Source organism: Amphibacillus cookii, from assembly GCF_016908375.1.
GTDB classification, from domain to species: Bacteria; Bacillota; Bacilli; order Bacillales; family Amphibacillaceae; genus Amphibacillus_C; species Amphibacillus_C cookii.
The window spans coordinates 1-25,961 of the sequence record NZ_JAFBDS010000011.1; the positions used below are offsets into that span (position 1 = coordinate 1).

At 40.3% G+C, this 25,961-nt stretch carries 23 protein-coding genes; 3 read left to right on the forward strand and 20 right to left on the reverse strand.

The window, feature by feature from the left end; genetic code table 11:
• Positions 1 to 283: 283 nt before the first annotated feature.
• Positions 284 to 499 (reverse strand): hypothetical protein, encoded by a 216-nt coding sequence (locus tag JOE23_RS14850; RefSeq protein ID WP_204439621.1) that lies wholly within the window; start codon positions 497 to 499, stop codon positions 284 to 286.
• A 136-nt stretch (positions 500 to 635) separates the two neighbouring features.
• Here JOE23_RS14850 and pdaB point away from each other — a divergent pair, with 136 nt between their 5' ends.
• Positions 636 to 1,397: a polysaccharide deacetylase family sporulation protein PdaB gene (gene pdaB, locus JOE23_RS14855; protein WP_239585458.1), complete on the forward strand. Its 762-nt coding sequence runs from the start codon at positions 636 to 638 to the stop codon at positions 1,395 to 1,397.
• Positions 1,398 to 1,473: 76 nt separating this feature from the next.
• On the forward strand, positions 1,474 to 2,091 hold the full coding sequence (gene gerD, locus JOE23_RS14860) for a spore germination lipoprotein GerD (protein ID WP_204439622.1): 618 nt from the start codon (positions 1,474 to 1,476) through the stop codon (positions 2,089 to 2,091).
• Between the two features lie 112 nt (positions 2,092 to 2,203).
• Here gerD and JOE23_RS14865 read toward each other — a convergent pair whose 3' ends face one another.
• The 19 genes from JOE23_RS14865 to JOE23_RS14955 all read right to left on the reverse strand — a co-directional run bounded on the left by JOE23_RS14865 (position 2,204) and on the right by JOE23_RS14955 (position 23,992).
• Complete coding sequence (locus JOE23_RS14865) at positions 2,204 to 3,244, reverse strand: P-loop NTPase (protein WP_204439623.1); 1,041 nt, start codon at positions 3,242 to 3,244, stop codon at positions 2,204 to 2,206.
• A gap of 69 nt (positions 3,245 to 3,313) precedes the next feature.
• Entirely contained in the window at positions 3,314 to 4,024 is a 711-nt protein-coding gene (gene cwlD / locus JOE23_RS14870; RefSeq protein ID WP_204439624.1) for an N-acetylmuramoyl-L-alanine amidase CwlD, read from the reverse strand.
• A gap of 145 nt (positions 4,025 to 4,169) precedes the next feature.
• The gene (locus JOE23_RS14875) at positions 4,170 to 4,973 is read right to left on the reverse strand and encodes an HAD family hydrolase (RefSeq protein WP_204439625.1); all 804 of its coding nucleotides are present in this window, start codon (positions 4,971 to 4,973) and stop codon (positions 4,170 to 4,172) included.
• 380 nt (positions 4,974 to 5,353) lie between these two features.
• Entirely contained in the window at positions 5,354 to 6,157 is an 804-nt protein-coding gene (locus JOE23_RS14880) for an inositol monophosphatase family protein (RefSeq protein WP_204439626.1), read from the reverse strand.
• Positions 6,158 to 6,258: 101 nt separating this feature from the next.
• On the reverse strand, positions 6,259 to 7,062 hold the full coding sequence (gene phnE, locus JOE23_RS14885) for a phosphonate ABC transporter, permease protein PhnE (protein WP_204439628.1): 804 nt from the start codon (positions 7,060 to 7,062) through the stop codon (positions 6,259 to 6,261).
• The gene (gene phnE, locus JOE23_RS14890) at positions 7,062 to 7,880 is read right to left on the reverse strand and encodes a phosphonate ABC transporter, permease protein PhnE (protein WP_204439629.1); all 819 of its coding nucleotides are present in this window, start codon (positions 7,878 to 7,880) and stop codon (positions 7,062 to 7,064) included. The genes phnE (JOE23_RS14885) and phnE (JOE23_RS14890) overlap by 1 nt, the downstream gene beginning before the upstream one ends.
• Positions 7,880 to 8,653: a phosphonate ABC transporter ATP-binding protein gene (gene phnC, locus JOE23_RS14895; RefSeq protein ID WP_204439630.1), complete on the reverse strand. Its 774-nt coding sequence runs from the start codon at positions 8,651 to 8,653 to the stop codon at positions 7,880 to 7,882. Before phnC ends, phnE (JOE23_RS14890) begins: the two co-directional genes overlap by 1 nt.
• Before the next feature lie 280 nt (positions 8,654 to 8,933).
• Positions 8,934 to 9,878 carry a phosphate/phosphite/phosphonate ABC transporter substrate-binding protein gene (locus JOE23_RS14900; RefSeq protein ID WP_204439632.1) on the reverse strand — a complete coding sequence of 315 codons (945 nt, stop codon included), beginning with the start codon at positions 9,876 to 9,878 and terminating at the stop codon, positions 8,934 to 8,936.
• A gap of 870 nt (positions 9,879 to 10,748) precedes the next feature.
• Positions 10,749 to 12,041: a DUF4179 domain-containing protein gene (locus JOE23_RS14905; RefSeq protein WP_204439633.1), complete on the reverse strand. Its 1,293-nt coding sequence runs from the start codon at positions 12,039 to 12,041 to the stop codon at positions 10,749 to 10,751.
• Positions 12,034 to 12,555, reverse strand: coding sequence for a sigma-70 family RNA polymerase sigma factor (locus tag JOE23_RS14910; RefSeq protein ID WP_204439634.1), 522 nt, complete (start codon positions 12,553 to 12,555; stop codon positions 12,034 to 12,036). Before JOE23_RS14910 ends, JOE23_RS14905 begins: the two co-directional genes overlap by 8 nt.
• Positions 12,556 to 13,007: 452 nt before the next feature.
• Positions 13,008 to 14,189, reverse strand: coding sequence for a metal-dependent hydrolase family protein (locus tag JOE23_RS14915; protein WP_204439635.1), 1,182 nt, complete (start codon positions 14,187 to 14,189; stop codon positions 13,008 to 13,010).
• A 20-nt stretch (positions 14,190 to 14,209) separates the two neighbouring features.
• Positions 14,210 to 15,832, reverse strand: coding sequence for an ammonium transporter (locus tag JOE23_RS14920; protein WP_204439636.1), 1,623 nt, complete (start codon positions 15,830 to 15,832; stop codon positions 14,210 to 14,212).
• A gap of 33 nt (positions 15,833 to 15,865) precedes the next feature.
• Positions 15,866 to 16,828: an ABC transporter ATP-binding protein gene (locus JOE23_RS14925; protein ID WP_204439637.1), complete on the reverse strand. Its 963-nt coding sequence runs from the start codon at positions 16,826 to 16,828 to the stop codon at positions 15,866 to 15,868.
• 4 nt (positions 16,829 to 16,832) lie between these two features.
• Entirely contained in the window at positions 16,833 to 17,888 is a 1,056-nt protein-coding gene (locus JOE23_RS14930) for an ABC transporter ATP-binding protein (protein ID WP_204439639.1), read from the reverse strand.
• A gap of 114 nt (positions 17,889 to 18,002) precedes the next feature.
• Positions 18,003 to 19,655, reverse strand: a complete 1,653-nt coding sequence (locus JOE23_RS14935) for an ABC transporter substrate-binding protein (RefSeq protein WP_204439640.1) — start codon at positions 19,653 to 19,655, stop codon at positions 18,003 to 18,005.
• Between the two features lie 19 nt (positions 19,656 to 19,674).
• The gene (locus JOE23_RS14940; RefSeq protein WP_204439641.1) at positions 19,675 to 20,607 is read right to left on the reverse strand and encodes an ABC transporter permease; all 933 of its coding nucleotides are present in this window, start codon (positions 20,605 to 20,607) and stop codon (positions 19,675 to 19,677) included.
• Positions 20,608 to 20,618: 11 nt separating this feature from the next.
• On the reverse strand, positions 20,619 to 21,566 hold the full coding sequence (locus tag JOE23_RS14945; protein WP_204439642.1) for an ABC transporter permease: 948 nt from the start codon (positions 21,564 to 21,566) through the stop codon (positions 20,619 to 20,621).
• A gap of 39 nt (positions 21,567 to 21,605) precedes the next feature.
• A complete protein-coding gene (locus JOE23_RS14950) occupies positions 21,606 to 22,790 on the reverse strand; it encodes a M20 metallopeptidase family protein (protein ID WP_204439643.1) in 1,185 nt (394 codons plus the stop codon).
• Positions 22,787 to 23,992: a M20 metallopeptidase family protein gene (locus JOE23_RS14955; protein ID WP_204439644.1), complete on the reverse strand. Its 1,206-nt coding sequence runs from the start codon at positions 23,990 to 23,992 to the stop codon at positions 22,787 to 22,789. Before JOE23_RS14955 ends, JOE23_RS14950 begins: the two co-directional genes overlap by 4 nt.
• Positions 23,993 to 24,349: 357 nt before the next feature.
• On the opposite strand from JOE23_RS14955, the gene JOE23_RS14960 reads away from it, so the two are divergent.
• Positions 24,350 to 25,780 carry a M20 family metallopeptidase gene (locus JOE23_RS14960; protein WP_204439645.1) on the forward strand — a complete coding sequence of 477 codons (1,431 nt, stop codon included), beginning with the start codon at positions 24,350 to 24,352 and terminating at the stop codon, positions 25,778 to 25,780.
• Positions 25,781 to 25,961 lie beyond the last annotated feature (181 nt).

A 25,961-nucleotide genomic window follows, 5' to 3' on the forward strand; every position in this document is an offset into this window, starting at 1 on the left:
CTATCTATCACCCTTTGCTCGTTTAAAGCACTAGCTTGCTTCTTACTTCTTTTCTTAACATACTGGTTGTTTTGTTCAGTTTTCAAAGATCAATTGAGTTGTTGTCTTATTTTTGCGACAAGATATAATATATCACGTTTGCAAAATGGCGTCAACACTTTTTGAAAAAGAATTTTAAAAAGCGAATGATTATTTTATAGCACATTTCTTCTGACAACAAAAAATAATATAGCATACCCTTCCCATTGATGCAATACTTTTTTAAAAATACCATATTAAAAAATTATAGTTTATAATTGGGGATATACTTTATCACTTCTTGATCATCTGCTATTTTTCGTAACAGTTGAAACAGCACCCGATATCTAGCAGTCATTGCTTGCTTAACAACCTGATCAACCCGACTATCTTCCATATCAAACAATAGTTCTTCCATCTCTCTTTTTACTAAATACTCCATTTCTTTTAATTCCTTATCTGTGACCATTAATCCCAACATGTAACCAACCCCATTTCATTCATTAAAATCATTCATTTTAAATTGCTAAGACGCTTGTCTAAATTTGCATGATATACATATTTAATAGATGGACATGCATATAATGAAGTACATTCTTTTCTAAAGGAGCTGCGCTATGACTTTTTTCTATACCATTAAATTAAAGCATGTCAAAAGATATTTCGTCATTATAGTCTTCACTATCCTAACGATAACTATTCTTGCTATAAACGGAGGCAATCATTTATCCGTATTCTCTTCACAAGATGGGCCCGTTGGATTAGCAAGAGGGAATGAAAATAATGAGGATATCAGCTTGACCTTCAATGTTACATGGGGAGATCAAATGATAGAACCTATTTTAGACCAACTTAACGAACATGATGTTCAGGCGACTTTTTTTTTACTCGGCGAGTGGGCAGAACACCATCCCCACTTGATCGAGCTTATTGATGAAGCCGGACATGAAATAGGCATGCTAGGCTACCGGTATAAAAGCTATCTTGACCTAGACAACGACGCCATTGTTAAAGACTTACACCGAGCACAGGATGTATTTAACAAATTAGGCTACACTGACTTAAATCTATTGCGTACACCTAGCGGTCATTTAGATGAAGACGTTCTTACAATAGCGGTCAAACAAGGTTATGACGTTATTCAATGGCGGGTTAATTCAAACGATTGGAAGGCACCAGGAGTAGATAACATTGTGGATGAGGTTATATCCGAGACCAAAAACGGGGATATCATTCTTATGCACGCATCAGATTCTGCTATTCAAACAGCAGAATCCCTAGCATTAATTCTCCCTACCTTAAAAGAAAAAGGTTTTAAATTCATCTCCGTATCAGAACTTATTTCTCAAGCTGACATTGAAACAGACCCAGTTGAATAGGTATGACACATAATTCTCCTTCTTTCTTCTCATATTAAAGGTATGATGATTTTATTCCAGAAGGAGTAGAGTGGCAATGTCTTATCAAAAAATAACGCTTTTCGTATTAATAGTAGTCAGCTCTTTAATGGGCTGTAGCCCAAACAACAACTCAAGTAATCAAGAGGCTAACTACGAAACAACAAAGAAAATGGTGACAGATATTCTAAAATCTGATGAAGGCAAGGAATCGATTGTAGAAGTGATTGCCGATGAATCAACCCAACAGATTTACGTGATCCATGATCAAATTGTTCAGTCAGCCATTGAGGAAGCATTAACCTCTGAAGAAGGACAAGAATTTTGGTCGAACATGTTTAGCGATCAAGAATTTGTAAAGGAGTTCTCTGATGCTATGATTAGTCAACAGGAAGATGTATTTAAGCGACTAATGAGCGATGCTTCTTTTCAAGAAAAAATGCTTGAGCTTTTAGCAAACCCTGAAATTGACGAACAAATGCTAGGCCTAATGAAAAGCCAGCAATTTAAAAGTCATTTAGAAGAAAGCATACAAGAAACTTTAGAATCCCCCTTGTTCCAAGCAAAGGTTTCTGAAATTGTAGTTGATCACGCTAAAAAAATAATGGAAGCTAAAGATGAACAAGCAAGCGAAGACCAGGAATCTGAAGATGACCCTTCTAGCAATAATAGTTAAATATCTAATTCTGATCTGGCATCATGCCGTAGCAGACAAAAGAAAACGACCTATCCCCTCATTTTAACGGAGGATGGGTCGTTGCTATACTTTGTTACTTTCTTCATTAACATTATTCTTTATCGATCACATACTGCGCAATTTCATGATATATTTGTCCAATCGGATCATCGTTAGTGTAAATTGAGCCTCTTGCACTTGGATGATTACTTGGTTGACCTAATGGAATTTGACCAATTAGCGGTGCTTGCAACTCTTCTGCTAGCTTCTGACCGCCTCCTTGTCCAAATACGTATTCTTTCTCTTTCGTTACTTTACTTTCAAAATAAGCCATATTCTCTATAACGCCAACAATTTCATGTTGGGTATTTATCGCCATTTTACCAGCGCGAGAGGCTACAAATGCCGCGGTCGGATGAGGGGTCGTAACGATAATCTCTTTTGACGCTGGAATGGTATTGTGAACAGCTAAAGCCATGTCACCCGTGCCAGGTGGTAAATCAAGCAATAAATAGTCTAGCTTCCCCCATTCAACTTCATCAAAAAAACTACGTAACATCTTTCCTAAACGAGGCCCTCTCCAGATGACCGGCTCATTGTCCTCAACAAAGAAACCCATTGACATAAGTTGTACACCATGTGCTTCAACCGGAATAATGCGATTCCCTTTTAAAGTTGGCCGATCAGTAATCCCCATCATATCCGGTACACTAAAACCGTAAATATCAGCATCAATAATCCCAACTTTTTTTCCTAAACGGGCAAGTGCAACAGCAACATTAACCGTAACCGTTGATTTGCCCACTCCGCCTTTACCACTAGCAATCGCAAGGAATTGGGTACCCAATTTACCGTTTAACAACGTAGGTTTTTCATCCTTCTTATGAAACTGCTTAATTCGGTCATCAGGTAATTGCTCAAACCGTAAGCCCACGGTCTCCGCACCTGCTCGCTTAAGCTTGGCGACCAACTCTTGTTGCAGTTGCATTTGCTCAGCGGTGTTCATTTCAGCAATTGCGATCTTAATACTAACGTGTCCTTTATCTTCGTTTATTTTGACTTCACGAATCCCCCCCGTTTCAGCAAGGGTTTTATTTATAAATGGATCTTTTACTGGCTTCAATAAAGCGATCGCTTGTTCTTTTGTTAACACAACTATACCAACCTTTCATTACTAACGTCTGTAGGGGTAGTATATCACAATCATTTTTAATCAAAAAATTTACTGTTCACTTGAGGCAAAGTAATTTAAGATACCGTGATATATACTTGCTGCCATTTGATCTTGATATGCCGGTGTTTTTAATAATTCACGCTCTTCAGGATTCGATAAAAAACCAATTTCTACTAGCGCTGATGGCCGGTGAGCATATTTTAATATATAAATACTATTCACAGCTAAAGCATCTCGGTTTGTATTACCTAAGCTAGTAATGATTTCACTCTGAATAGATTCAGCTAACACCTTCGAATCCGAACGATTGGGGTGATAAAAGGTTTGAGCACCCCGCCATTGGCCTGAAGGTAATGCATTCAAATGAATACTAATAAATAAATCAGGATCTTTCTCTTCAACAAAAGCGATCCGATTTCTTAAATCTTCAACTTTCCGCCGCGATAGCCCCTTTGTATCCCCAGCAGCCAAGTCTTTATCCGTTTCTCTCGTTAAATATACAACCGCACCGGCCTGTTGGAGATAATCTCTTAAATTTCGGCTGACCATTAATGCAATGTCTTTCTCTAGCGTATCGTCATCTCCAACCGCACCACCGTCAACACCACCGTGTCCAGGATCAAGGACAATGACTTTATTCGTTAAAGGTAAGTTTAGAAATTCTGTTGAATTAATACTAGTTTCAATAGGATATTGCATAAGTAAAATTAATACAATCGCTCCTAGTAACCATATCACTACCTTTACACTTTTCGACATCGCTTGTCCCTCCGTTCATACTTACTTAACTATATGGGCACAAATCAATAATTAGAACGAAAGAAAAACCTATCCTATTTATCATCCATCAAAAGGTCTCCAGAAAATGAGGCCCTTTATTGATGCATAATAAGATAGAATAGGTTTATTTATACCAGTCAGCAATATGACTGTATTGGACTAAATTTTCGTGCGAACCGCCTGGATCATGTGGAGATAAGTAAATGGCCTCCATGCCAAGCATAAGTGCAGGGGCTATTTCATTAATAAAATTATCGCCAATTGAGACCATTTGCTGATAAGGTAATTGATAAAACGATTGAAGTTGCTCAAAATAATAGCGCGTCTTCTCCGGCTTCCTTGCCGAAGAGATGATGTGATCAAAAACGCCAACTAAATTTAATTCTTTTAATAAGCGTGTCACATCTTCACGATCACTATTGGTCATTAACACAATTTTATCAGTTGTCTTTAATGATAATAGAAATGAACGAAGCCCCTCAATTTCTCGCAATTGAAATTGATCGGTTACCATATAGGCTTTAGTCGCATGGTAACTTGGCTGTGTATCCTTCACACCATAATGTTTAGCACAAGCAAAGGGGAGCCACCATCCATCACCGATCGCCACAAGTGAAGTGAAATCAAAGCTCAAGGCATCCTTGCCATAAATCGCTGCAACGTTCTGCACTGGCGTTCCATCCCACTTATGAGCAGCGGTTGCCTGTAATGTTAGTGGGTCTACGGTCACTGATAGATCACGTTCAACATCATAGGCTTTCCCTATTGCAATCACATGATTTCCTTGCTTGGTTTGCTGATAATCAGCCCAATAATTGTCTTGATCTTGGGCAGGAACGCATTCCATCAATCGTTTAGCATAATAATCGAAGTGATCCGTTTCCTCATATAGTGTTCCATCAAGATCAAAAATATATAACTTTTCCATCGATACATCCTTTCCTAGTGATTTAAGTAGCCGTAACCATTTTTGTTGTTGATAAAACGAACCTTCAATCAGTAGGCGAAGGGCTACAGGACATAGGTCATGCAGACGTTGCCACAGGACGTGGCGGTCTTAGTCTGTCATCCTTCTTAAAGATGTAGCGGTTTTAGTCTAAGATCTTACCCACCACTGATTGATCGTTTAGTGAATCAGTACATTAGCGGCCGTTAGCTCCACCTAAATAGGTGATCTCTGCTCTATTTTGAGGTAGGCATCTCTGTGATAAAGTTATACACAAAAGGCGATAGCAGTTCTAGCATCTAAAAACGGCTGTTAACCATCCCCGCATCGATTCACTCTGCATCTGCACACTTACATCTCTCCTACTTTACGTCAATATATTGATTTAAAAGCTTCTGATGGAGCGTTTGTGAAGCAACAAGGATGGATGAGTGATCGAAATAATACACCGGCGCTCCGGCAAGTGTTGTACAGGTTAATCCTTGTTCCTGTAACATGACATAGGCAGCCCCAAAATCCCAGGCACCCAAGCCATTATAAAGCGCACCATCGATACGTCCCGTTGCTACATATGCAAGCTCTAGAGCAGCAGATCCAATACAACGAAAGCCACGACTATCACCAACAAGTTGCTGTAACTTTTTTTCATTAAGGTCATCGTTTGGAGCCAACCAAAGATGATTAACACAAAATAGCGATTCTTCAATTGATTTTTTCTCAACAACAGGAGCAGCGGGCTTTTGATCAATATATAATCCTCGCCCCGCTAGCACATGGAACATTTCGTCTTTCACTGGGTCATATATAACACCTACTGTCGGCTTACCTTCAATATATATCGCAACTGATACGGAGAAGTTCGCTTTAGTATGAACAAAATTCGTTGTGCCATCAATGGGATCTACAACCCAAACGACTTCATGTTCCGGCTGATAATCTCCACTTTTCTCAACGCCTTCTTCTCCTAATAAATAATGGGTAGGATAATATGTCTTAATCTTACTTGCAAAAAAGCGTTCAATTTCCTTATCCTTTTCTGTCACGAGATCAGCAGCTGATGTCTTGTATTCAATATCTATTTCTTGTGTAATTGCCTCTCTTAAAATAACACCCGCTTCATAGGCCCATTCTTTTGCGTGTTGATACATCATTTCTTCTGTTTGCATAGCATATCACCTTTCTCGTTCTCATGCATTTAATTATTATTTAAAACAAATAGAGATGAGGATCAATTATAAGACCCTCATCGATCATAACATTTTCTAAATCAGACTAATTTTTTACGAATCTTACCACTAATAAAGTCAATTAAGCTGACAAATAGTACAACAACAATTAAGATCATACCTACATCTTCCCAGTTTCTTTGGTAAGTTGCTAAAATAAGTGGCGCGCCAATCCCACCTGCACCAACAATCCCAAGTACAGTCGATGCACGAACATCAATCTCAAACCGATAAATCGAGTAAGAAGAGAATTCAGGTAATACTTGGGGAAGGACACCATACCATATCGCCTGCAATCGATTACCACCACTCGCACGAATCGCATCAACGGTGCTAAGATCAATCGATTCAATCACCTCGGCATATAGTTTTCCTAACATACCGATCGAATTAATACTAATTGCTAACACACCTGCATACGGCCCAATACCTACTGCAGCAACGAAAATGATCGCGAAAATTAATTCTGGAATGGCACGAATCGCATTTAACAGTGCCTTACCCAGGTAAGAAAATTTCTTCGATATATTACGCGCTGCCAAAAAAGCAACAGGAATAGCCAAGATCGTCGCAACAACTACACCTGCAAAAGCGATCGCGATCGTTTCTAACATATATCCAATGTACTCTGGAAACTGAACGATGTAATCCACTTGTGTAATGGGAACTATAAATATTCTTCTTAGCGTATCTAACGGCGAGGCTTGCGAACCGGAAATACGAAATGATGTATTTAAGATAGCAATGATATAAAGGGCACTGAGGATAAGCAGTGTAATATAAAATTTGATTTTCCCTCGTCTTGTCTGGGCTTTTCTTAATGTTATTTTTGCTTGTTCGCTCATTATTCTAGGTGCCCCCTCAAGCGATTACTTACTGTATCAATTATTGTAATCGTTAAAAATGTCATAAATACTATCGTTGCTACGTTATTATAATTAAACATCCTTAATTGTTGTTGCATAATAATCCCAATTCCACCTGCACCAACAAACCCTAAAATAACCGATGCCTTGACGTTAATTTCTAATACATATAACGTATATGACGCAAATTGCGGCAAAATTTGCGGCATGATCCCATAAGTAATAACTTGAAGCGTATTTCCTCCTGAAGCTCGAATTGCCTCAATCGGTCCAGGGTCTACCGCTTCAATCGTTTCACTGACAAGTTTTGCAAGAATACCTAAAGAAAACACTGTCAGCGCAAGAATACCTGATACAGCACCAATGCCAACTAAAGCAACAAACAAAACGGCTAAAATAACTTCAGGGATGGTTCGCAAAATATTTAACAGATTACGGACTACCTGATACAGCCATTTATTACGGTTAATATTACTAGAAGCAATAAAGCTAAGCGGCAGTGCAAAGATTGCTGCAAAGGTGGTACTAAAAAGTGCCATGTTCCATGTTTCCAATAGACTTTGGGCCACTCTGTTCAAATATCCCCAGTTAGGCGGAAATAAATCCTCAATCATAAAACGATAAATAATCGGTAAACCTTCTTTCACTCGATTTGGAAAGGCGTTGGTTTGAAAAACAGATAACATATATAAACTAAACACAACGATAATTGTGAAGGCAAGCATCCATTTAAAACGTGGTTGTGTTAATCGATAGCGTTCCGTTGTTTTTTTACCGTTCGTATTTTTATTGGCCATTATTCTTCATCGCCTCCAAGAAGATCATCGTCTTTAATTGGGCGACCATAAATCTCCTCAAATGTAGCTTCAGAAACTTCACTAATTGGACCATCAAAAACGACCTGGCCATCACGCAACCCGATAATACGATCAGCATATTCCATTGCCATATCAATAAAGTGCAAATTAACAAGCGTCGTTAAATTGTCTTCTTTACTAATACGCCTTAAATCTTTCATCACTCTATGTGAAGTAGGGGGATCTAAACTTGCCACTGGCTCATCCGCTAAAATCACTTTCGGTTGCTGAGTCAAAACCCGTGCAATACTCACCCGTTGCTGTTGTCCACCACTTAATTGGTCAGCTCGAACGTAAGCCTTCTCCTCAATACCGACACGCTTCAAATTATTCATAGCTAATTGCAAGTCATCTTGTGAGAACAGCCCGAGCATACTCCTTAACGTGCCGGTATGCCCCAGCCTACCTGCCATAACATTTCGTAAAACGGACATCCGCTTAACAAGATTATAGCTTTGGAAGACCATCCCTACATTTGTTCGTAATTGACGTAACTTTCTTTCTCTAAAAGCTAATACATTCTCACCGTCCAACAGCAATTCACCATCAGTTGGTGTTACCATGCGATTAATACTTCTAATTAACGAGGACTTGCCAGCCCCAGACATTCCGACCACAACGACAAATTCACCGTCATTGATCGTTAAATTAATATCCTTTAAGCCTTGATGCCCATTCGGATAAACTAACGACATATCCTTTATCTCGATCAAACTTGCTCACCTTCCCAACTGTGGATTAGCATTAAAGACAAATGCCAACATATTTCTATCTATTATAACTTAAATAATTGGCTCTTTACATTAGAAAAATTGACTTTCTCTGTCTCTTCAACAGATAGACAATCCATTTTTTCTGCATTAACGATTCATAAGATTTCTTAACCTCATGTACTTGACCGACATGAGAAAGACAGAAAAGAAGCGCCTGTTATCATTAAAAGTGCATTATGATAACAGACACTCTTGTATCATTTTATTGACTCAAACAGCATTAGTTAGCCAAATCATCTTCAAATTCAGCAAACACTTCACGAACGATATCATAGTCAGAAGACTGTGCTTCAGCTACACCATCCCACGTATATATTTCATGCATGATTTCTAACATTTCTTCGTTATCATTTAAACTTAAAAACGCTTCGGTAATTTGCTGCTTTATCTCATCTGGTAATTCACTTCTTACCGAAATCGTATCATTTGGAATTGGATCTGTATAACCGATGACACGAAGGTCGTCATATACATCTGGAAACTCATCTGCAAGTGTGTCACGTGCATCATCAAATGTCGTTGCAAAATCTGCCTGTCCATCAATTAATTGCATCATGGCATTGTCATGGCCACCTACACTAAAGCGTTGGAAATGGTCATCTAAATCTTCGATACCCATGTCAAGCAATTGCTTCGCGGGGAATAAGAAACCTGATGTTGATAAATCATCTGGATAAGCCCAAACCAAACCTTCTGTTTCGATTAAATCATCGATTGATTCTATTGGAGAGTCGGCTGGAACGGTATATTGTGCAACATACGAATCCTCATCGTTACGAATCGATTTCAAAATAACTTCAACACCAGCACGGTCTTCAGCTTGAACAAAACCAAATGGATTTAAAAAGCCAATATCAACCTGTTGTGTACGCATCGCTTCAATAAGCCCACTAAAATCGACCATTACTTCTGCTTGAATAGGAATCCCTAATGCTTCTGATAGAAATTCTTCTAACGGTTCAGCAGTTGTAGCAATGTTACCTGCATCTTGAGAAGGGATAAATCCCATTACTAATTTATCTATTTCTTCTGCATCTTCACCATTTTCAGAGCCATTATCTGTCTGATCACCCGGTGTAGTATTTTCACCAATCTCTTCACCACATGCGACTAAGGCTAGCAAACCAAAAAAGACTAGCACAACAAATCCTAAACGCTTTAACAAAATAATTCCCCCTCCAAATAATCATATGTGTTTAACCTACACATCCATTATTATTTAGAGGGACTAACAAGTCAATGCAATTTACAAAACTTTTACGTTAAAAACTAATTTTCACGGTTAGATTTTTTGACAATGTTAACCTTTTGACTTAATTATCATCAATAATTTACTTTTTATGCTAATTATTAAACTTGAATTCCCTAAAAACACGAACTTTAAACACAAATATCCGGATAAGTTGTTCGTGTTTAAATGATAATTAACTCAACTTTCCCATCTAAATTTTCAGGTTCAGCCAAGATAGCATAAGGGTAACCCTCATATTAAATATAAGCGTTGCGTTTGAATATAGATTTTCAATTGATTATAAAACTTTCATTCTAGACGCGCAGGGGAGATATGTTCCGCTTTCACTCTCCCAAGCACAAGGGAGACATCTTGGTAAACGCAGTGTCTCCCTAGCCGTGGGCGTGAGCTGAGCTACTCCCACAGGCGTCTACACATAGCTCACCTGCTAAATCGCAACATCTATCTTAATAATGGTTGTCTTTCAAGATCTCATCAAACACCATTTCAATCCGTGGTTTGCGACTCAAGTTAGCTGAAGCCATCCTCGCGAAAAGCGAATCCCTTGCTTTTCGGAACGACATAACGTGCTAAACGTATGCGGCACATCCATGCAGAAGTAAAGGCAACAAGCCTATTGAACACGATCAAGGTTGAATGACTATTTTCAGTGGGCGAAAGTTGAGTAACTAATTATAAATGTTCTTACATAACTTTTACATCTATCTCCGCTTGATGGGAGATACGATAGCTATGGCTTTTCCACACAAACAGGGAGTGATTGCTATCGCTCCCTGTTTTAACTTAGTATAGTTTTATATGAACCGCTTTTTCTAGCCAATGTGGGTAAGCATCTAATTTAAGTTTAACAAGCGGTTCATCTGTCTGTACATGCCATACAAAACTGTTTTGCCCATTATTTTGTCTAGAGGAATAGCCAGAAACACGTAGCGCATCCCCTTCTGATGTGGTCATTTCGTATGCTAAAAATTGATCAAAACCTATTTCCGCTCGGTCGTAAGTAATGGATAGTTCTTTGCCATTGTAATCCACTTTGTTGTATTTTCCATATGGATCGTGCAGTATTTGCTCCCTTTCTAAATCAATAAGTAAGTAGTCAGCATCCTTAGGAACGGCTTGGATCTTACTAAAGAATAGCGTTAACGATTCAGGCGACTCGAAATAATTACTTTGTAAATACACCTTCATGCCGCCATCCTCAAGATTATCAAACCCGACCATTCCATTTTCAATCTTTGTCCAGCTACCACCGCTTTCATCCATTAAAGCGAGATCATCAAAACCCAGTATTCGCATCGTGTTGTTTGGATCAACCGAGAGCTCAACCTCTACCTTTAGCGGGAAGAGGGTAACCCCATGAATGTAGAGCGTCTGTCCTTCAATAACAACCGTTTCATTAACCTTAAAATGCTTCTCGTCACCCATAACCTCAACCTTGATTGGCATGGATGCCTGCGCTGTCAACTCTTTTTCATTCACAACCCCCATAAATGTAATATCTAATTCCAGGTCATCTGCTTCTATCGGCTCTAGCGTAGATAATGTAATGGTATTAAATTCATCATTGCCTCGGTCTTCTTCACCACCAAAACTAATAAAGACCGAATAACCTTCAACCGTTTCTCCATTTACTTTAAAGCCTTTAATGTCAAATGAAGGATTTTCCATTCCTTCTTCACCCTCTAAGGTATATAAAAACACAATATCATGCGAATCTCTGATCGCGCCTTCAATGGTAAAGGTGAACGGACCCGCTTCAATTTTTTGCCCAATAGGCTGATAGTAATTATTCTCTACTGCTGCCATCTTGCCTCGATCAAATTGAAAGAATTCAACCAATCGCTCCATGCCCGGGACATTACCTAGTTGATTAGCAAACGTGGGGGAGACATTAATTAATAAGGTTAAGGCTAGCCAGAAGGAAACGAAGGCAACCAAGCCTATTTGCCGGCCTCTTCTTCTAACTAGAGAGACCTTTGCTCTTTTCACACCTCTATCCATTGCGCTCTCCACCTCTAGTACCGGAATATCACCTTGATCGTATCGCTTTGACCATTCATTAAGCTGCTTAGACATATTCCCACCCTCCTTCTTCATCACCAAGCTGTTGCTTTAATTGTGCTAATGAGCGATACAGCTTTGTTTTTATGGTCCCTTCTGGTTGGTTTAGCTGTTCCGCCAACTCTTTGAATGTATAGCCGTGAAAATACTTTAAATAGATTAATTCCTGTTCTTTCTTTCCCAAGGTGCGAATTGCCTGCTCTAAATAAAAGTAGTGATCCTGATCCTCATGATTACCTTCCAAATCAGTTAACATGGATGAAAATCGATTATTTCTTTTTATAACATCCTGACAATAATTAATCATAATACGAATCAGCCATGTTTTCGCATAGTTTAGCTCTCTTAGTTGCTTTCTCTTCCGATAAGCACGAAATGTTACCTCCTGTATGGCTTCAATGGCCTCATTTTCATCTTTCAAAAAAGCAAGTGCCGTTCGATATAAATCGACTTGATAAGTCTTCATGATCTCAATAAATGCCTCATCATTCTTACGGAAATCTGTTAATCTTACAACATCCTCTGCCACTCAAACATCACCTCCACTTTCTCCATATATTAGACTATCAAACGCTGTTTTAGTTTTAATTATTTTTTTAAATTTTTTTATTGAGTGGATTTCATTTTGGCTTTCAAGGCGTCTCGCTATTGTTTCCTCCACTTATTATAGTTGCTCTTTTCTTCAATTTAATCTTCGTACAAAAAACGATAAATACCTATATCATTCGTATTCTCTCAAATAGATACGAACAATTTCGATACTTATCGTTATTTGTAAGTATTCAATTATATTCAATGTGATTGAGCACCCCTATCACTGTCAGTGTGTCTCACCCACCGTCTCATCGCTTTTCTTCTGCTTGGCACTTGAACATTTTATTGGCGTGGAATCCCGCGTCTCTGTTAAATTTGATGCTTGCCTAACACAAAAAATCACCCTTCAACTTGCGTATCGCATTTGAAGAGTGACACTAAGCATCTTTACTTATATGGCTTGCCTTTTTTATAAACCTGCTTCTCTTTCATAAGTACCTCAATATTGTCGAGGGGGTTTTCTTCTAGCACCAAAAAATCGGCATAGCGCCCGATAGTGATGCTTCCAAAGTCCTTCTCAATCCCCATCATCTCAGCTCCATAGATGGTAGCTGCTTTTATTGCTTCATGTGTTGACATGCCACAGTCAACAAGTAGCTTAAGCTCAAATGGGGTATGTTTGAATAAATTAAAGGGCGTTCCAGCATCTGTTCCGAGTACAATTTTAACACCAGCCTTTATAGCTTTTGCTAGACTTCGACGATGGTCATCGAGCATAGCTTGCGTTTTTTCCACCATATAGCTTGGAATATGATGCCGCTCGCCCTCTTCAACAATAAAATAAGGCGCTGCTAAAGTCGGGCATAAATAAGTATCGTTTGCTAAAAACAAATCAATTGATTCATCGTCAAGGTAAACACCATGTTCAATTGAATGGACACCCGCTTGAATAGCAAGCTTAACACCTTCTAGGCCTTGAGCGTGAGCAGCTGTATGTATTCCTTTATGCTTTGCCTCATTTACGGCTGCTTGCATCTCTTCCGAAGAAAGCTGAATATCATGTGGTGTTTCACCATTGGTCATGACGCCGCCAGTGGCCATTAGCTTAATGCACCCAACACCTTTTTTCATTAGCAGACGGGTGTGCTTGATCACCTCAGCTACTCCATCGCTTTCTAGCCCCAGTTGATAGCCATGACCACCTGTCATGACTATTGGCGTTCCAGATACAATACCATCGGGCGCGATAAACACTCCTTGATCTATCATGCGCTTCATTTCAATATCAATATCATGTGGAGCTCCAACATCTCGAAAAAAAGTCACACCTGCTCTTAGCAATTCATCAAGATTATCAAGTGCCATTTTTGTTAAATAAGGAATACTCGCCTGCTTTTCAAGCCATAACGGGTCCTTTGGATTTAAGGTTATATGGGTATGGCAATTAATCAGTCCTGGTATCACATAGCCATTATTCATATTGACCTTTTCTGGCACATTAGGTAAGCCTTCACCCTCACCTTGCTCAACAATCCGTCCATCGACTACGACAAACCAAGCTTGAGCTTTAAATGTTTCAAACGCATCATCCAATTTGCGCATATTGTAGTAAAGTGTGGCTTCTGACATCTTATTCGCACCTTTCTCTTCTATTCTGTTTGCGTGTAAATTAATGCATCCTTTCCCGTCGCTCCTGTACTGACACGTACCACATCCTGAATGGATGAAATGAATATTTTCCCATCACCAATGTGACCGGTATAAAGGGCACGTCGAATCGCTTTCAGCATGTCCTCAGTTGAAATTGCACTAACAATTGTTTCAAGTTTTATTTTAGGGAGAAAGTGTGATTCTACCTCGACACCTCTGTAGAAGGAGGTGTGTCCCTTCTGTACACCAAACCCTGTGATATTCGCCACATTTAGACCTGATACGCCAATGGCATTGAGTTCTTGGGTCAGACGTTCCAGACGATCTGGGTTGGTTAAAATTTCAAAGCGCCTTATCGTTGGCAACTTAGCAAGCGTGGCTGAATTATCTAGATCAGCCACATCTAGCTCCATCTTATCCGGTCGAAGAGATGTCTGATCTGTTAGGTTAAGCGCCTCTTTTTTTGGTACCTTACCAACACTCATTGACGATAAGCTACCATATCGGTTGGGTAGTCGATATATACTGCTATCCAAGCCAAAAGACTCGGCTTCTTCAGAAACACGCAACCCCAAAGTAATGTCGGTAACCTTGAGTACGAGTACCGTCACACCCCCTACTATAGCGATTAACATTAAATTGGCTAATAATTGATTAAAAAATTGCGCATAAGCATTATTTAAGCCTCCCTCAGGAAACAAAACAGTCATGCACAAGGCTAAAAAACCACCTACTCCATGAACAGTAACAAACCCAATCGGGTCATCAACCTTAAGCTTTTTATCAACCCAACTAATGACATAGACAACAACAATGCCTCCAATGAAACCACTGATAACAGCTCCTATTGTTGATAGTCCAGCACCTGCAATAGAAGCGAATACAATGCCAATCAATAGTCCGTTATAAAGAAGGGTCATGTCCAAACGTTTGAAATAAATATAACAAAATACATACGTGCTAATAAAACTTACAGATGGGATGAGGAAGAAGTTATAACCCAAACGATAAAATTGATCGAGATGAGACTCAGGATTTACTGAGAGCGCCATCAACGTCAAGGCCCCCCAACCTAACCATGCGAACAAAATACCTATAGGCGCTAAAAATAATGATTGGCTGGGCAGTGCCTGCACACGATTATGATTATATTTTCCAAGTCTCGGACCAACAATCCATGCACTTATATACGCAACTGCCCCCATCGTTAGATGGATAAGACCTAGTCCACTACTATCAAAGAAGCCAAATTGAGTTAACCAGCCAGTTTCATCCGTCCAGCGCTGTAATAACGGAAACAATAGCCCTCCCACTAATATACTTAAGATTACATAAGCTAAAGGTCTTGCTCGTTCATCCAACGTGGAAGAGGCAATGATCGTCGCGATAACAGCCAAACTGATACTTTCTATAAATAAAGTAGTTCCACTTACCATCGGACTAGCATCACCACCCGCCATTAAGCTAAAGCCTACTATCACAAAAGCAATGATTGTCACAACCGTTGCTAAAAGCTTATGAAAAGCTGAGCTCCCACTATTTTTATCCGTTGTATACGCAATGGTGAGAAAAATGAATGCTAACAGAATGCTAAATAGCCCAACTATCGACAATACAACCAAACTAATCACTCCTCTTCAAAATGCTTTACACCGCTATACAATTATCGCTTGCTTTAAACGTTCTGCCTTTTGTTTATAGCCCTCAACCTCATCTTTATGGCAGTAGACAAAGTGTTTGTCTGTGATCTCAAACAAGCCTATATGGGGATCATCTTGATCATACGTGAATTTCGATTCATCATAGGCCATGCGCTGACGGTTACGTTCAGACTCAGGGTCAGGCTCCGGAATAGCAGACAGCAATGATTCAGTGTAAGGATGCAGTGGAACATGATAAATGTCATCAGAGGTTGCAAGCTCAAGTATCTTGCCTCGGTTCATAACAGCAATACGATCACTAATATACTTCACCATCGAAAGGTCATGGGCAATAAACAGGTAAGTCAGATTACCTTCTTGTTTAAGCTGGCGCATGAGATTAACAATTTGCGCCTGGATCGACACATCCAGTGCCGATATCGCTTCATCAGCAACAATAAATTTGGGCTTTAAAGCTAGCGCTCTAGCAATTCCTATGCGTTGACATTGCCCACCGGAAAACTCTTTTGGATAGCGGTTCGCAAAGCTTTTACTCAATCCCACCTGCTCTAAAAGATTATAGACCATCTCATCGCGTTCTTTCCGACTAGAGACAAGCTTATGAACCTCTAATGGCCCACCAATAATGTCCTTCACTGTCATTTTAGGGTTTAACGATGCATAAGGGTCTTGAAAAATCATTTGAATGTTTTTTCTAAATGCCAGCAAGTCCTGTCGGCTTCTTTTATTTTGAATCGATTCGCCTAGAAAGATAACCTGACCATCTGTCATGTCTTCTAGTTTCATGAGTAGCTTTCCTGTTGTCGATTTACCACTGCCTGATTCGCCTACTAAACCAAATGTCTCGCCTTCATAGATATCAAAGCTAATATTGTCTACAGCGCGAACCTCATTGTCTTTCTCTGGATTATAGGTTTTTTTTAGGTTTTTAATTTGCATAATTGGATTCTTATTCATCGATTTACTCTCCTTTTGTAGCTAAGATGGTAGCAAACCGTTCATTTCTACGTTTAATTTCATCTGGCACCTCTATTTCAGGCGCATTGGGGTGCAGTAGCCACGTCGCAGCATAGTGCGTATCACTGACCTTGAACATTTGTGGTTCTTCTTGAAAATCAATTTCTAAAGCATACATATTTCGCGAGGCAAACGGATCTCCTGTTGGAACATTTAATAAATTTGGAGGTGACCCAGGAATAGTGTATAAATCCTCTCTTTCCATTTTCATGGTAGGCATTGAAGCCAGCAATCCCCAGGTATAGGGATGCTTTGGGTTATAAAAAATTTCATCAACTGTACCAATCTCTACAATTCTACCTGCGTACATGACCGCTACCCGATCAGCAATATTAGCAACGACACCTAAATCGTGGGTAATAAAAATCGTCGACGTATCAAACTCCGCTTGGAGCTCCTTTAACAGGTCAATAATTTGGGCTTGAATGGTAACATCTAAAGCAGTGGTTGGTTCATCGGCAATGAGGATCTTAGGATGACACGCTAATGCAATCGCAATCATAACCCGCTGTCTCATCCCTCCAGAAAACTGATGGGGATATTGCTGAAAGCGCTGTTCTGCGCCAATAATCCCTACTTTTTTCATAAGTGAGATTGCTTCTGTCTTCGCCGCTTGCTTACTCATAGCTTGATGCTCAATTAGTGGTTCAGCAATCTGCCTACCTACCGTTAAGGTTGGGTTTAGCGAGGTCATTGGATCTTGAAAGATCATCGCAATGTCCTTGCCTCTTATTTTTTTCATATCCTTACTCGACGTTTTAAGTAAATCCTGATCATGATACCAAATCTCACCCTTAGAAATGGTGGTATTACGTTTTGGCAGGAGCTGAGTAATGGCTTTGGTAGAAACACTTTTCCCGGAGCCAGATTCACCCACCAATGCAAGGGTCTCGCCTTCCTCCAGATCAAATGTAACCCCCCGAACAGCATTTACCTCGCCTTCAAAAGTGTTAAAAGAGATCGTTAAGTCCTTCACTGAAAGAATACTTTTCCTCTCCATGCCCAGATACCCCCCTTACATATTAAGACAACCCTATTGTCATACATAAACTAAGTGCTTTCGGAGCCTTTTTAAGACTCCGAAGTCAAGCACTTATCTTAAACCATTAATCTGTTAATTTTTTGTCCACTCGTGCATATCATGAAGACTACCACCCCAAAACTCTTTTATCCCACCATTAAGGTTTTTACTTTGCACCTTATATTGAAAATCGCCATATAATCCAACAGAGAAAGCCTGATCTCGCCAGTATTCCTGTAGCTCTGAATATATCTCTTGGCGCTCCTCCATATCTGTTGACGTACGTCCTTGCTCAAGCAACGCTTCTATTTTGTCATCATTTACTCGTGCTAAATTGGTCGTACCTGATTGAGACCAAAGATAAGTCTGGTCAGGATCTGATGTTAACGGAATACCAATAAGCCCGATTTGATAGTTACCTTCTCTAACATTTGCCAAAGCTGTAACGAAATCAAACGTTACTTGAGTCACATTGAAGCCTGCCTCTTCTAGGTTTTGCTGAATTAAGCTAGCAGATTGCTCACGTGCTCTATTACCAGTTGGAACAGTTAATTCAATTTCTTGGCTTGAATCGAATCCTGACTCCTCTAACAACTCGCGTGCTCGGTCAACATCATGTGGGATTGCCTCTACATCAGGATCAAAATAAACACTTGCTGATGTATACGTACTGTTCAGTATCTCAGCGTTCCCTCTAAATAATTGTTCGACGATCGCCTCTCGATCAATGGCATACATCATCGCCAAGCGAACATCTGCGTCAAATTCTTCATTGTTAATAAACATAAATTGCGTTGCAAATCCTGGGTAACTTTCAAAGTCTAAGTTATCATCGTTTGCTAATGTATCTACCTCTGTAACCGGCACAACCCCAATACCACCACCGGCTGCCATATCAACCCCGCCGGATTGAAGCTCGGTGACCAAATTCGTACCGTTTACGACTCTTAAGTAGACATTCTTTAATTGTGCTTCTCCCTTATAGTAAGTCGGATTAGCTTCTAATTGAACATATGAATCCGTTTCATATTCGACAAATTGATAAATGCTACCTGAGACACTAGGTGTCGTCGCAAATTCAGAATTTGCTAGTTCAGCCGGTTCATACTGCTCTGCGATATGCTTAGGTGCGATATAAACGTTAAAACCGATCATCTCTTTTATATAATTAGGATCAACCGGTGTTTTTGTCGTTAAAATAAGCGTCTGTTCATCAATAACCTCGACACCTGCCACACCATCAGCACCATCTTCCCACTTCCCAGTGCTTTGCAAACCTTCTAAACTGGAAATATTAACACCCCAGGTCGTCTCAACATCAGGGTTAGCAATCAGCTCTAATGTGTAAGCAACATCGTCTGCTGTAATCGGCTCGCCATCTGACCATTCAGCACCTGAGCGTAAAGTAACGGTAAAGTTTTGATTATCTTCCGTTTCAAATGACTCTGCTAAGTTTCCTTCAAAGGTTAACGATTCCGGTTGTTCTAGCAAAGTTGGATAGAGCATGCGTAGAATCCACTGTGCCACTGTATCAGGCGCATTAAGTGGGTTAAAACCACCCGGTGCATTTGTTAAACCAACATACAAGGTGTCATCCTCATCACCATCTGGAGCGAATTCTTCTCCCTCACCATCATTGTCACCCGTTGCTTCGGTATCATCGCTTCCTCCACCACAAGCCACTAGAAAAAATACCATTCCGAAAAGAATCATGATCAATAATGCTAGTTTTTTAAAACTTACCATAGAAAGTCCCACCCTTTTTTTATTTTACTTCGCCATCAATGGCACGTCTTAACCCATCACCTAAAAAGTTGACAGAAAGAACAGATATTAAAACCATTAGCCCCGCTGGTAACCACCTCCAATACTGATTCGCTAAAACCGTTAACGATTGGGCATTGGACATCATGTTACCCCAGCTTGCCGTTGGCGGCTGCACCCCTACACCAAGGAAGCTTAACGATGCCTCGGTAATAATCGACGTCGCAATACCAAATGTCATATTAACTAAGATCAACGTAAGCACATTGGGGAAAATATGCTTAAAAGCAATCTGAAAGGTGTGATAGCCTGATGAGATAGCTGCTTGGACATAATCAGCTTTTTTAACCTTCATCACTTCGCCTCTTACGAGTCGACATAGCATAGGCCAACCCAAGATCCCAATGACAAAGGTAACCGTCCAAATACTTGGGCCTATTAAACTAACAATCACAAGGATGACCATAAAATATGGGAATGCCATAAACACTTCAGTTAATCGCATAATGGCACTATCCCAGAAGCCTCCTAGAAAACCACTAAGTAATCCTAAAGTTGTGCCGATCACCGCATAAATGGCTACTGATAAGACACCAACTGTTAGTGATACGCGTGCACCATAAATTAAACGACTAAGTACATCCCTTCCCACCTCATCTGTTCCCAAAAGAAATTCACTTGATGGTGCATCCTCAAAAAAACCAACCGTTTGATTCGGATTATAAGGAGCAAGGACGGGTGCAAATATAGCAATAAGCGTTAACAGGACAAACACGATGAGGCTTACAGTGGCAATTTTGTCCTTTAAAAAACGTTTGATAATCGTCTTTGTATAACTATCATCATTTTGACTGATTCCCTGTATTTGACTTAGTTGCTCCATTTCGATAATTTTTTTCTGCGAAACTGGATTAAACTTTAACTGCTCCTCCATTCACACACCTCCTAATAACGAATTCTTGGGTCAACTGCTGCATAAAGTAAATCTGCGATTAAGTTAAAGAAGAGTACGGACACAGCAGCAATTAGATTAATTGCCATTAGCACCGGGTAGTCACGGGCATTGATAGCGGAAATCATCCATTGACCAATCCCCGGCCATTGAAATATTTGTTCAGTTACAATGGCTCCACCGAGCATTTTTGGAATGTCAGTGCTAATAACAGTAATAATCGGCACCCAAGCATTACGAACACCATGCCCCCAAAGAATGAGCTTTTCTTTTAAGCCTTTCGCCGTAGCCGTTCGCATATAATTCTCTGAAAAAATATCGATCATGCTTGCCCTGACATAACGGATCATATTGGAACAATAAAAGGCTGCGAGTACTATTGTCGGCAAAACTAAGTGTTGAATTCTGTCCAGCCAGCCGCCATTACCACCTAACGTTTCCATTCCTCCTGTCGGTAAAATACCTAGTTGTAGCCCAAAGATATAGATTAAGGCTAAGCCGAAGAAAAAGTTTGGAATTGAAATGCCTAAAAAAGAAACACCTGTGATCATATTATCGACAAAGCCATTTTGCTTTCTCGCACTGATAATCCCGAGTGGTATCGCAATTAAATACGAGACTACCAATGTTGAGAACATCAAGGTAACCGTCGCCCAAATCTTAGACGGTAATACATCAACGACAGGCATACGCGACGCAAATGAAAAGCCTAAATTGCCTTGAATAAGATTTAGTAACCATTTAAAGTATTGAACAGGAAAAGGCTGATCGAGACCTAAACTTGCTCTCATCTGCGCAATTTGTTGCTCAGTAGCATTTTCGGAAATGTATAAATCCGTTGGATCACCTGGTGCTAAATTAACAATAATAAAACAGAATACTGTTACCATGAGTAGCACGGGAATGGTAATCAGAATACGCTTAACGATATACTTCCCCATTGAAAACCCTCCATTTCTTTATTCCTCTGACTTGTTCCTCTACAACAAATACTGTGCAACAAGAGCTAAAAATGCTTGTCCTGACTGATGTAGGCTCTGCTCGTCTATTTTAAATTTAGGGTGGTGGTGCGGATAATTGGCTTGTATATCATTGTTCTCGCCTCCAACATAGAAGAATGCGCCTGGCTTTTCTTCTAAAAAATATGAGAAATCCTCACCACCCATCATAGTAGGTAACTTAATCACATTTTCTTCACCAAATTGACCGGTCATCGTTTTTAAAAGTAACTCCACCTCTGCAGGCGTATTCTTGACAGACGGATAGCCATCAATATAGCTGACCGTTGCTGTTCCACCCTGAATCTCAGCTATGTGCGGCGCTAACCGGATTAAGCTGGCTTTCATAAATGCCCGCACCTGCGCATCTAAGGTTCGAATCGTACCTCGAATCATTGCCGTATCAGCAATAATGTTATATGCTGTTCCACCTGCTTCAACCCCAGAAAAAGTTAATACCACTGGATCTACTGGATCTACTTTTCGACTGACTAGCGTTTGTAAGTCGGTCATAATTTGACTCGCAATCATAATCGAGTCAACGGTTTGATGCGGTCGAGCGGCATGCCCGCCCTTTCCTTGAATCTTGATTTCAAAAGAGTCTGCAGCTGCCGTTGCATATGATTGTGCATAGCCGATTTTTCCTTTTGGAAGGTTTGAAGCGACATGAATACCGAATACGTAATCAACCCCTTCAAGCGCCCCAGCTTCCACCATGCTTTGTGCCCCACCAGGCAATACTTCCTCAGCGTGCTGGTGAATGAGCACGACATTTCCTTTGAGCGATTTACGATGATGGTGCAACACCTTTGCAACACTTAATAAAGCGGCGGTATGCACATCATGTCCACAGGCATGCATAACTCCGACATTTTTCGACACAAAGGCGACATCAGTCTCCTCAGTAATGGCCAACGCATCAAAGTCAGCGCGTAATGCAAGGGTTGGACCAGGTTGCCCACCCGTTATAGTGGCGACCATGCCATAGCCATTTCCGACGTTCGTGGAAATATCAGTGATGCCATACCCTTGTAAGGTTTTCAAGATGAAGGCTGCTGTCTCTTTTTCTTGAAAGGATAATTCGGGGTGGGCGTGTAAATAACGACGATTTTCTGTTGTTTCGGCTTGGTTAGCTTCTAAGTCAATTAACCATTGGGTTAGGCTCATACGGGTTCACCTACTTTTTTTGTTAAATAGTGATTAATTAATAAAGCAAATGCCTTTGCACCTGTAAGCATGCTACGCTCGTCCAAGGTGAATTTACCGTGATGGTGTGGAAAAAGATCCCTTTGCTCTACAGAACCACCTGAAACAAAAAAGAATGAGCCTGGCTTTTTCTTTAAGTAATAGGCAAAATCCTCGCCTCCCATAATAACCGGCATATCACCAACCATGTCTTCCCCAAATTTCTCTTTAAAGAGCTGTTCGACTAGCGTTGTCTCGTCTGGATAGTTATACACTGATGGGTAGCCACGCTCATACTTTACTTTTCCTGTAGCTTGATGTGCCTTACAAACATTCTCAGTCATATCTGTAATCCCTTGCTCAATCATATCTTGCACCTCTGGATCTAAAGTTCTAACCGTCCCACTAATGATGGCTTGATCTGAAATCACATTGTGTGCACCTTCCCCAGCTTTGAACGTTGCAATGGTAAGAACAGCAGGATCAATTGGATCTTTTCTCCTTGATACAAGCGTTTGAAGTTGCTGAATAAGATACGCACCAATTACTGCTGGATCAATACTTGTGTGCGGTGATGCCCCATGACCACCTTTACCTTGGATCTCGATGGTAAAGGCATCAGTTGCTGCCATCGCATAACCTTTATGAATATATATTTTACCGTTGTACGGATCATCCCCTTGAACGTGCCAGCCGTATACTGCGTCAAGATCATCAAGCAACCCCGATTCGACAATGCCTTTTGCCCCACCGGGGGGGACTTCCTCTGCGTGTTGAAAGATAAAAACCAGTTTTCCCACTAGTTCTTCACGAAGTGGTAGCACAGCACGTGCTATGCTCAGCAAACCAGCCGTATGTGCATCATGTCCACAAGCATGCATGACGCCTGCTTGTGTGGATTGAAAAGAAAGTTCTGTCTCCTCTTGTACAGCTAATCCATCAAAGTCTGCCCTAAAGCCGATGACTGGGCCCGGCTTTCCGGAATCTAGAGTAGCGAGAATGCCACCACCACCAATCTCTTCTGCTATCGCAGTATAGCCATAGCTTACTAGCTTGTCCTTTATAAACCGCTTTGTATTGATTTCCTGAAAAGATAGTTCAGGATGTTGGTGAAGATAACGACGATTTGTAACGGTTTCCTCAAATTGTACTTCTAACGCTTCTGCTATTTTTTCATAAAGCATCTGCTCTCCTCACTTCCCTTTTGCGCCCTCGAGTAAATTTGGTTGTATCGCACGCTCAACTGACGGCTTAAATGTATTTGATGGTGCAAATTAAAAAAGCTAATGATAAGTATTATAGAAAACAATTCTTCAAAACGTCAACAACTTTTCTGAAAATTTAAAATTTTTAAAAAATATTACTTATTGATTAATATGCATTAAAATGCGTTGTATGCACCCTTTAAAACGTTTGCAAAAAAACTTTATAAAAATTGTTTACGGTTCGAATATCTGACAAAGAAGTTGACTGGACCAGTGAATAAAAATAATATGAAGAACAGAATCACCTTTCTTCAACACGATAGGAGGACATGGAATTTGGACAAATCAACCATCGTAGCGTTATTAGAAGCAAAAAAACAAAAGTTCATTGAGGCCTCAGACCATATATGGGAGACACCAGAACTACGCTTTGCGACCGATAAATCCGTTGAACAGCATTATAACGTTTTAGCCTCTGAGGGTTTTCACATTGAAAAAGGCGTTGCCAATATGAAAAACGCCTACGTTGCAAGCTACGGTTCTGGAAAACCAGTAATCGGCATTCTCGGTGAGTATGATGCCTTATCCAATCTTAGTCAGGTCGCCGACTTTGCAGAAGAAAAAGCTGTAGAGGTTGGCGGAAACGGACATGCCTGTGGTCATAACTTACTTGGAATGGGGGCTGTAGCCGGAGCTGTCGGTGTAAAGGAATACCTTGAAGCAACTGGACAATCCGGTACGATTAAGCTTTATGGTTGCCCTGCGGAAGAAGGGGGTTGCGGGAAATCTTATATGGCAAGAGCAGGTTTATTTGATGATTTGGACACGGCCTTAAGCTGGCATCCGCTGGACAAAACGGCTGCATGGGGTTCTAGTAGCCTAGCTGTCTATCATGTTGACTATCAATTTAAGGGCACCGCAGCGCATGCCGCCGGAGCGCCTGAACACGGTCGTAGTGCATTAGACGCCGCAGAGCTCATGAATATTGGCGTCCAATATTTACGTGAACACATCATTGATGAAGCAAGAATCCATTATGCATACAAGGACACTGGCGGAGGCTCTCCTAACGTGGTCCAAGCAAGTAGCGCATTGTTTTACTACATTCGCGCACCGAAAATTGAGCAGGCAAAGGAGATCTTTGATCGTGTTAACCGTATTGCAGAAGGTGCTGCCTTAATGACCGATACAACTTATAGCATTCATATTGATTCCGCTTGCTATAACTATATCCCTAATAAAACGGTTACGACCAATTTACAAGAGAATTTAAGTTTATTAACACCATTATCATTCACAGATGAAGAGTATGCCTATGAACAGCAATATTTCGATACCGTACCTGCTCAGGTAAAAGAGGGACTTGCTGAAGGACTTCGGACAGCTTTTCCAGATCTTGATAACGATCAAATCGCTAACTTAGCTAATGAACCTATCAGTTCTCCCTTATATCCATTAACTTTTTCAGGAAAAGCAATTGGCTCTACTGATGTCGGCGATGTGAGTTGGATTGTACCAACCGGGCAAGTATTTGTTGCCTGCGAGCCACACGGAACGCCTCCTCATAGCTGGCAATGGGTAGCTAACGGAAAATCTTCAGTGGCCCATAAAGGTTTTATGACTGCTGGAAAAGCAATGGCTCTCAGTGCAATTGACTTAATCAACAGCCCAGAGCTTATTGAACAAGCAAAGCAAGAGCATGAGGACTATTTACAAGGCAGAAGCTATGTTTGTGCCATTCCAGATGATGTTGTACCAGAAGAATAGCTGTTACATACAAAAGAAGAAACGCTCTTTTTATGGAGAGCGTCTCTTCTTATTACTTATTTATTCAGAATAGATCTCAATGTCAGTCTTTAAACCTAAATTGTTAGCATTTTTATAAGTCATTTTATTGCACGCGATTTTTTAAACCTCTTTGGCCTTATGTATTACTTCCTATTTATAT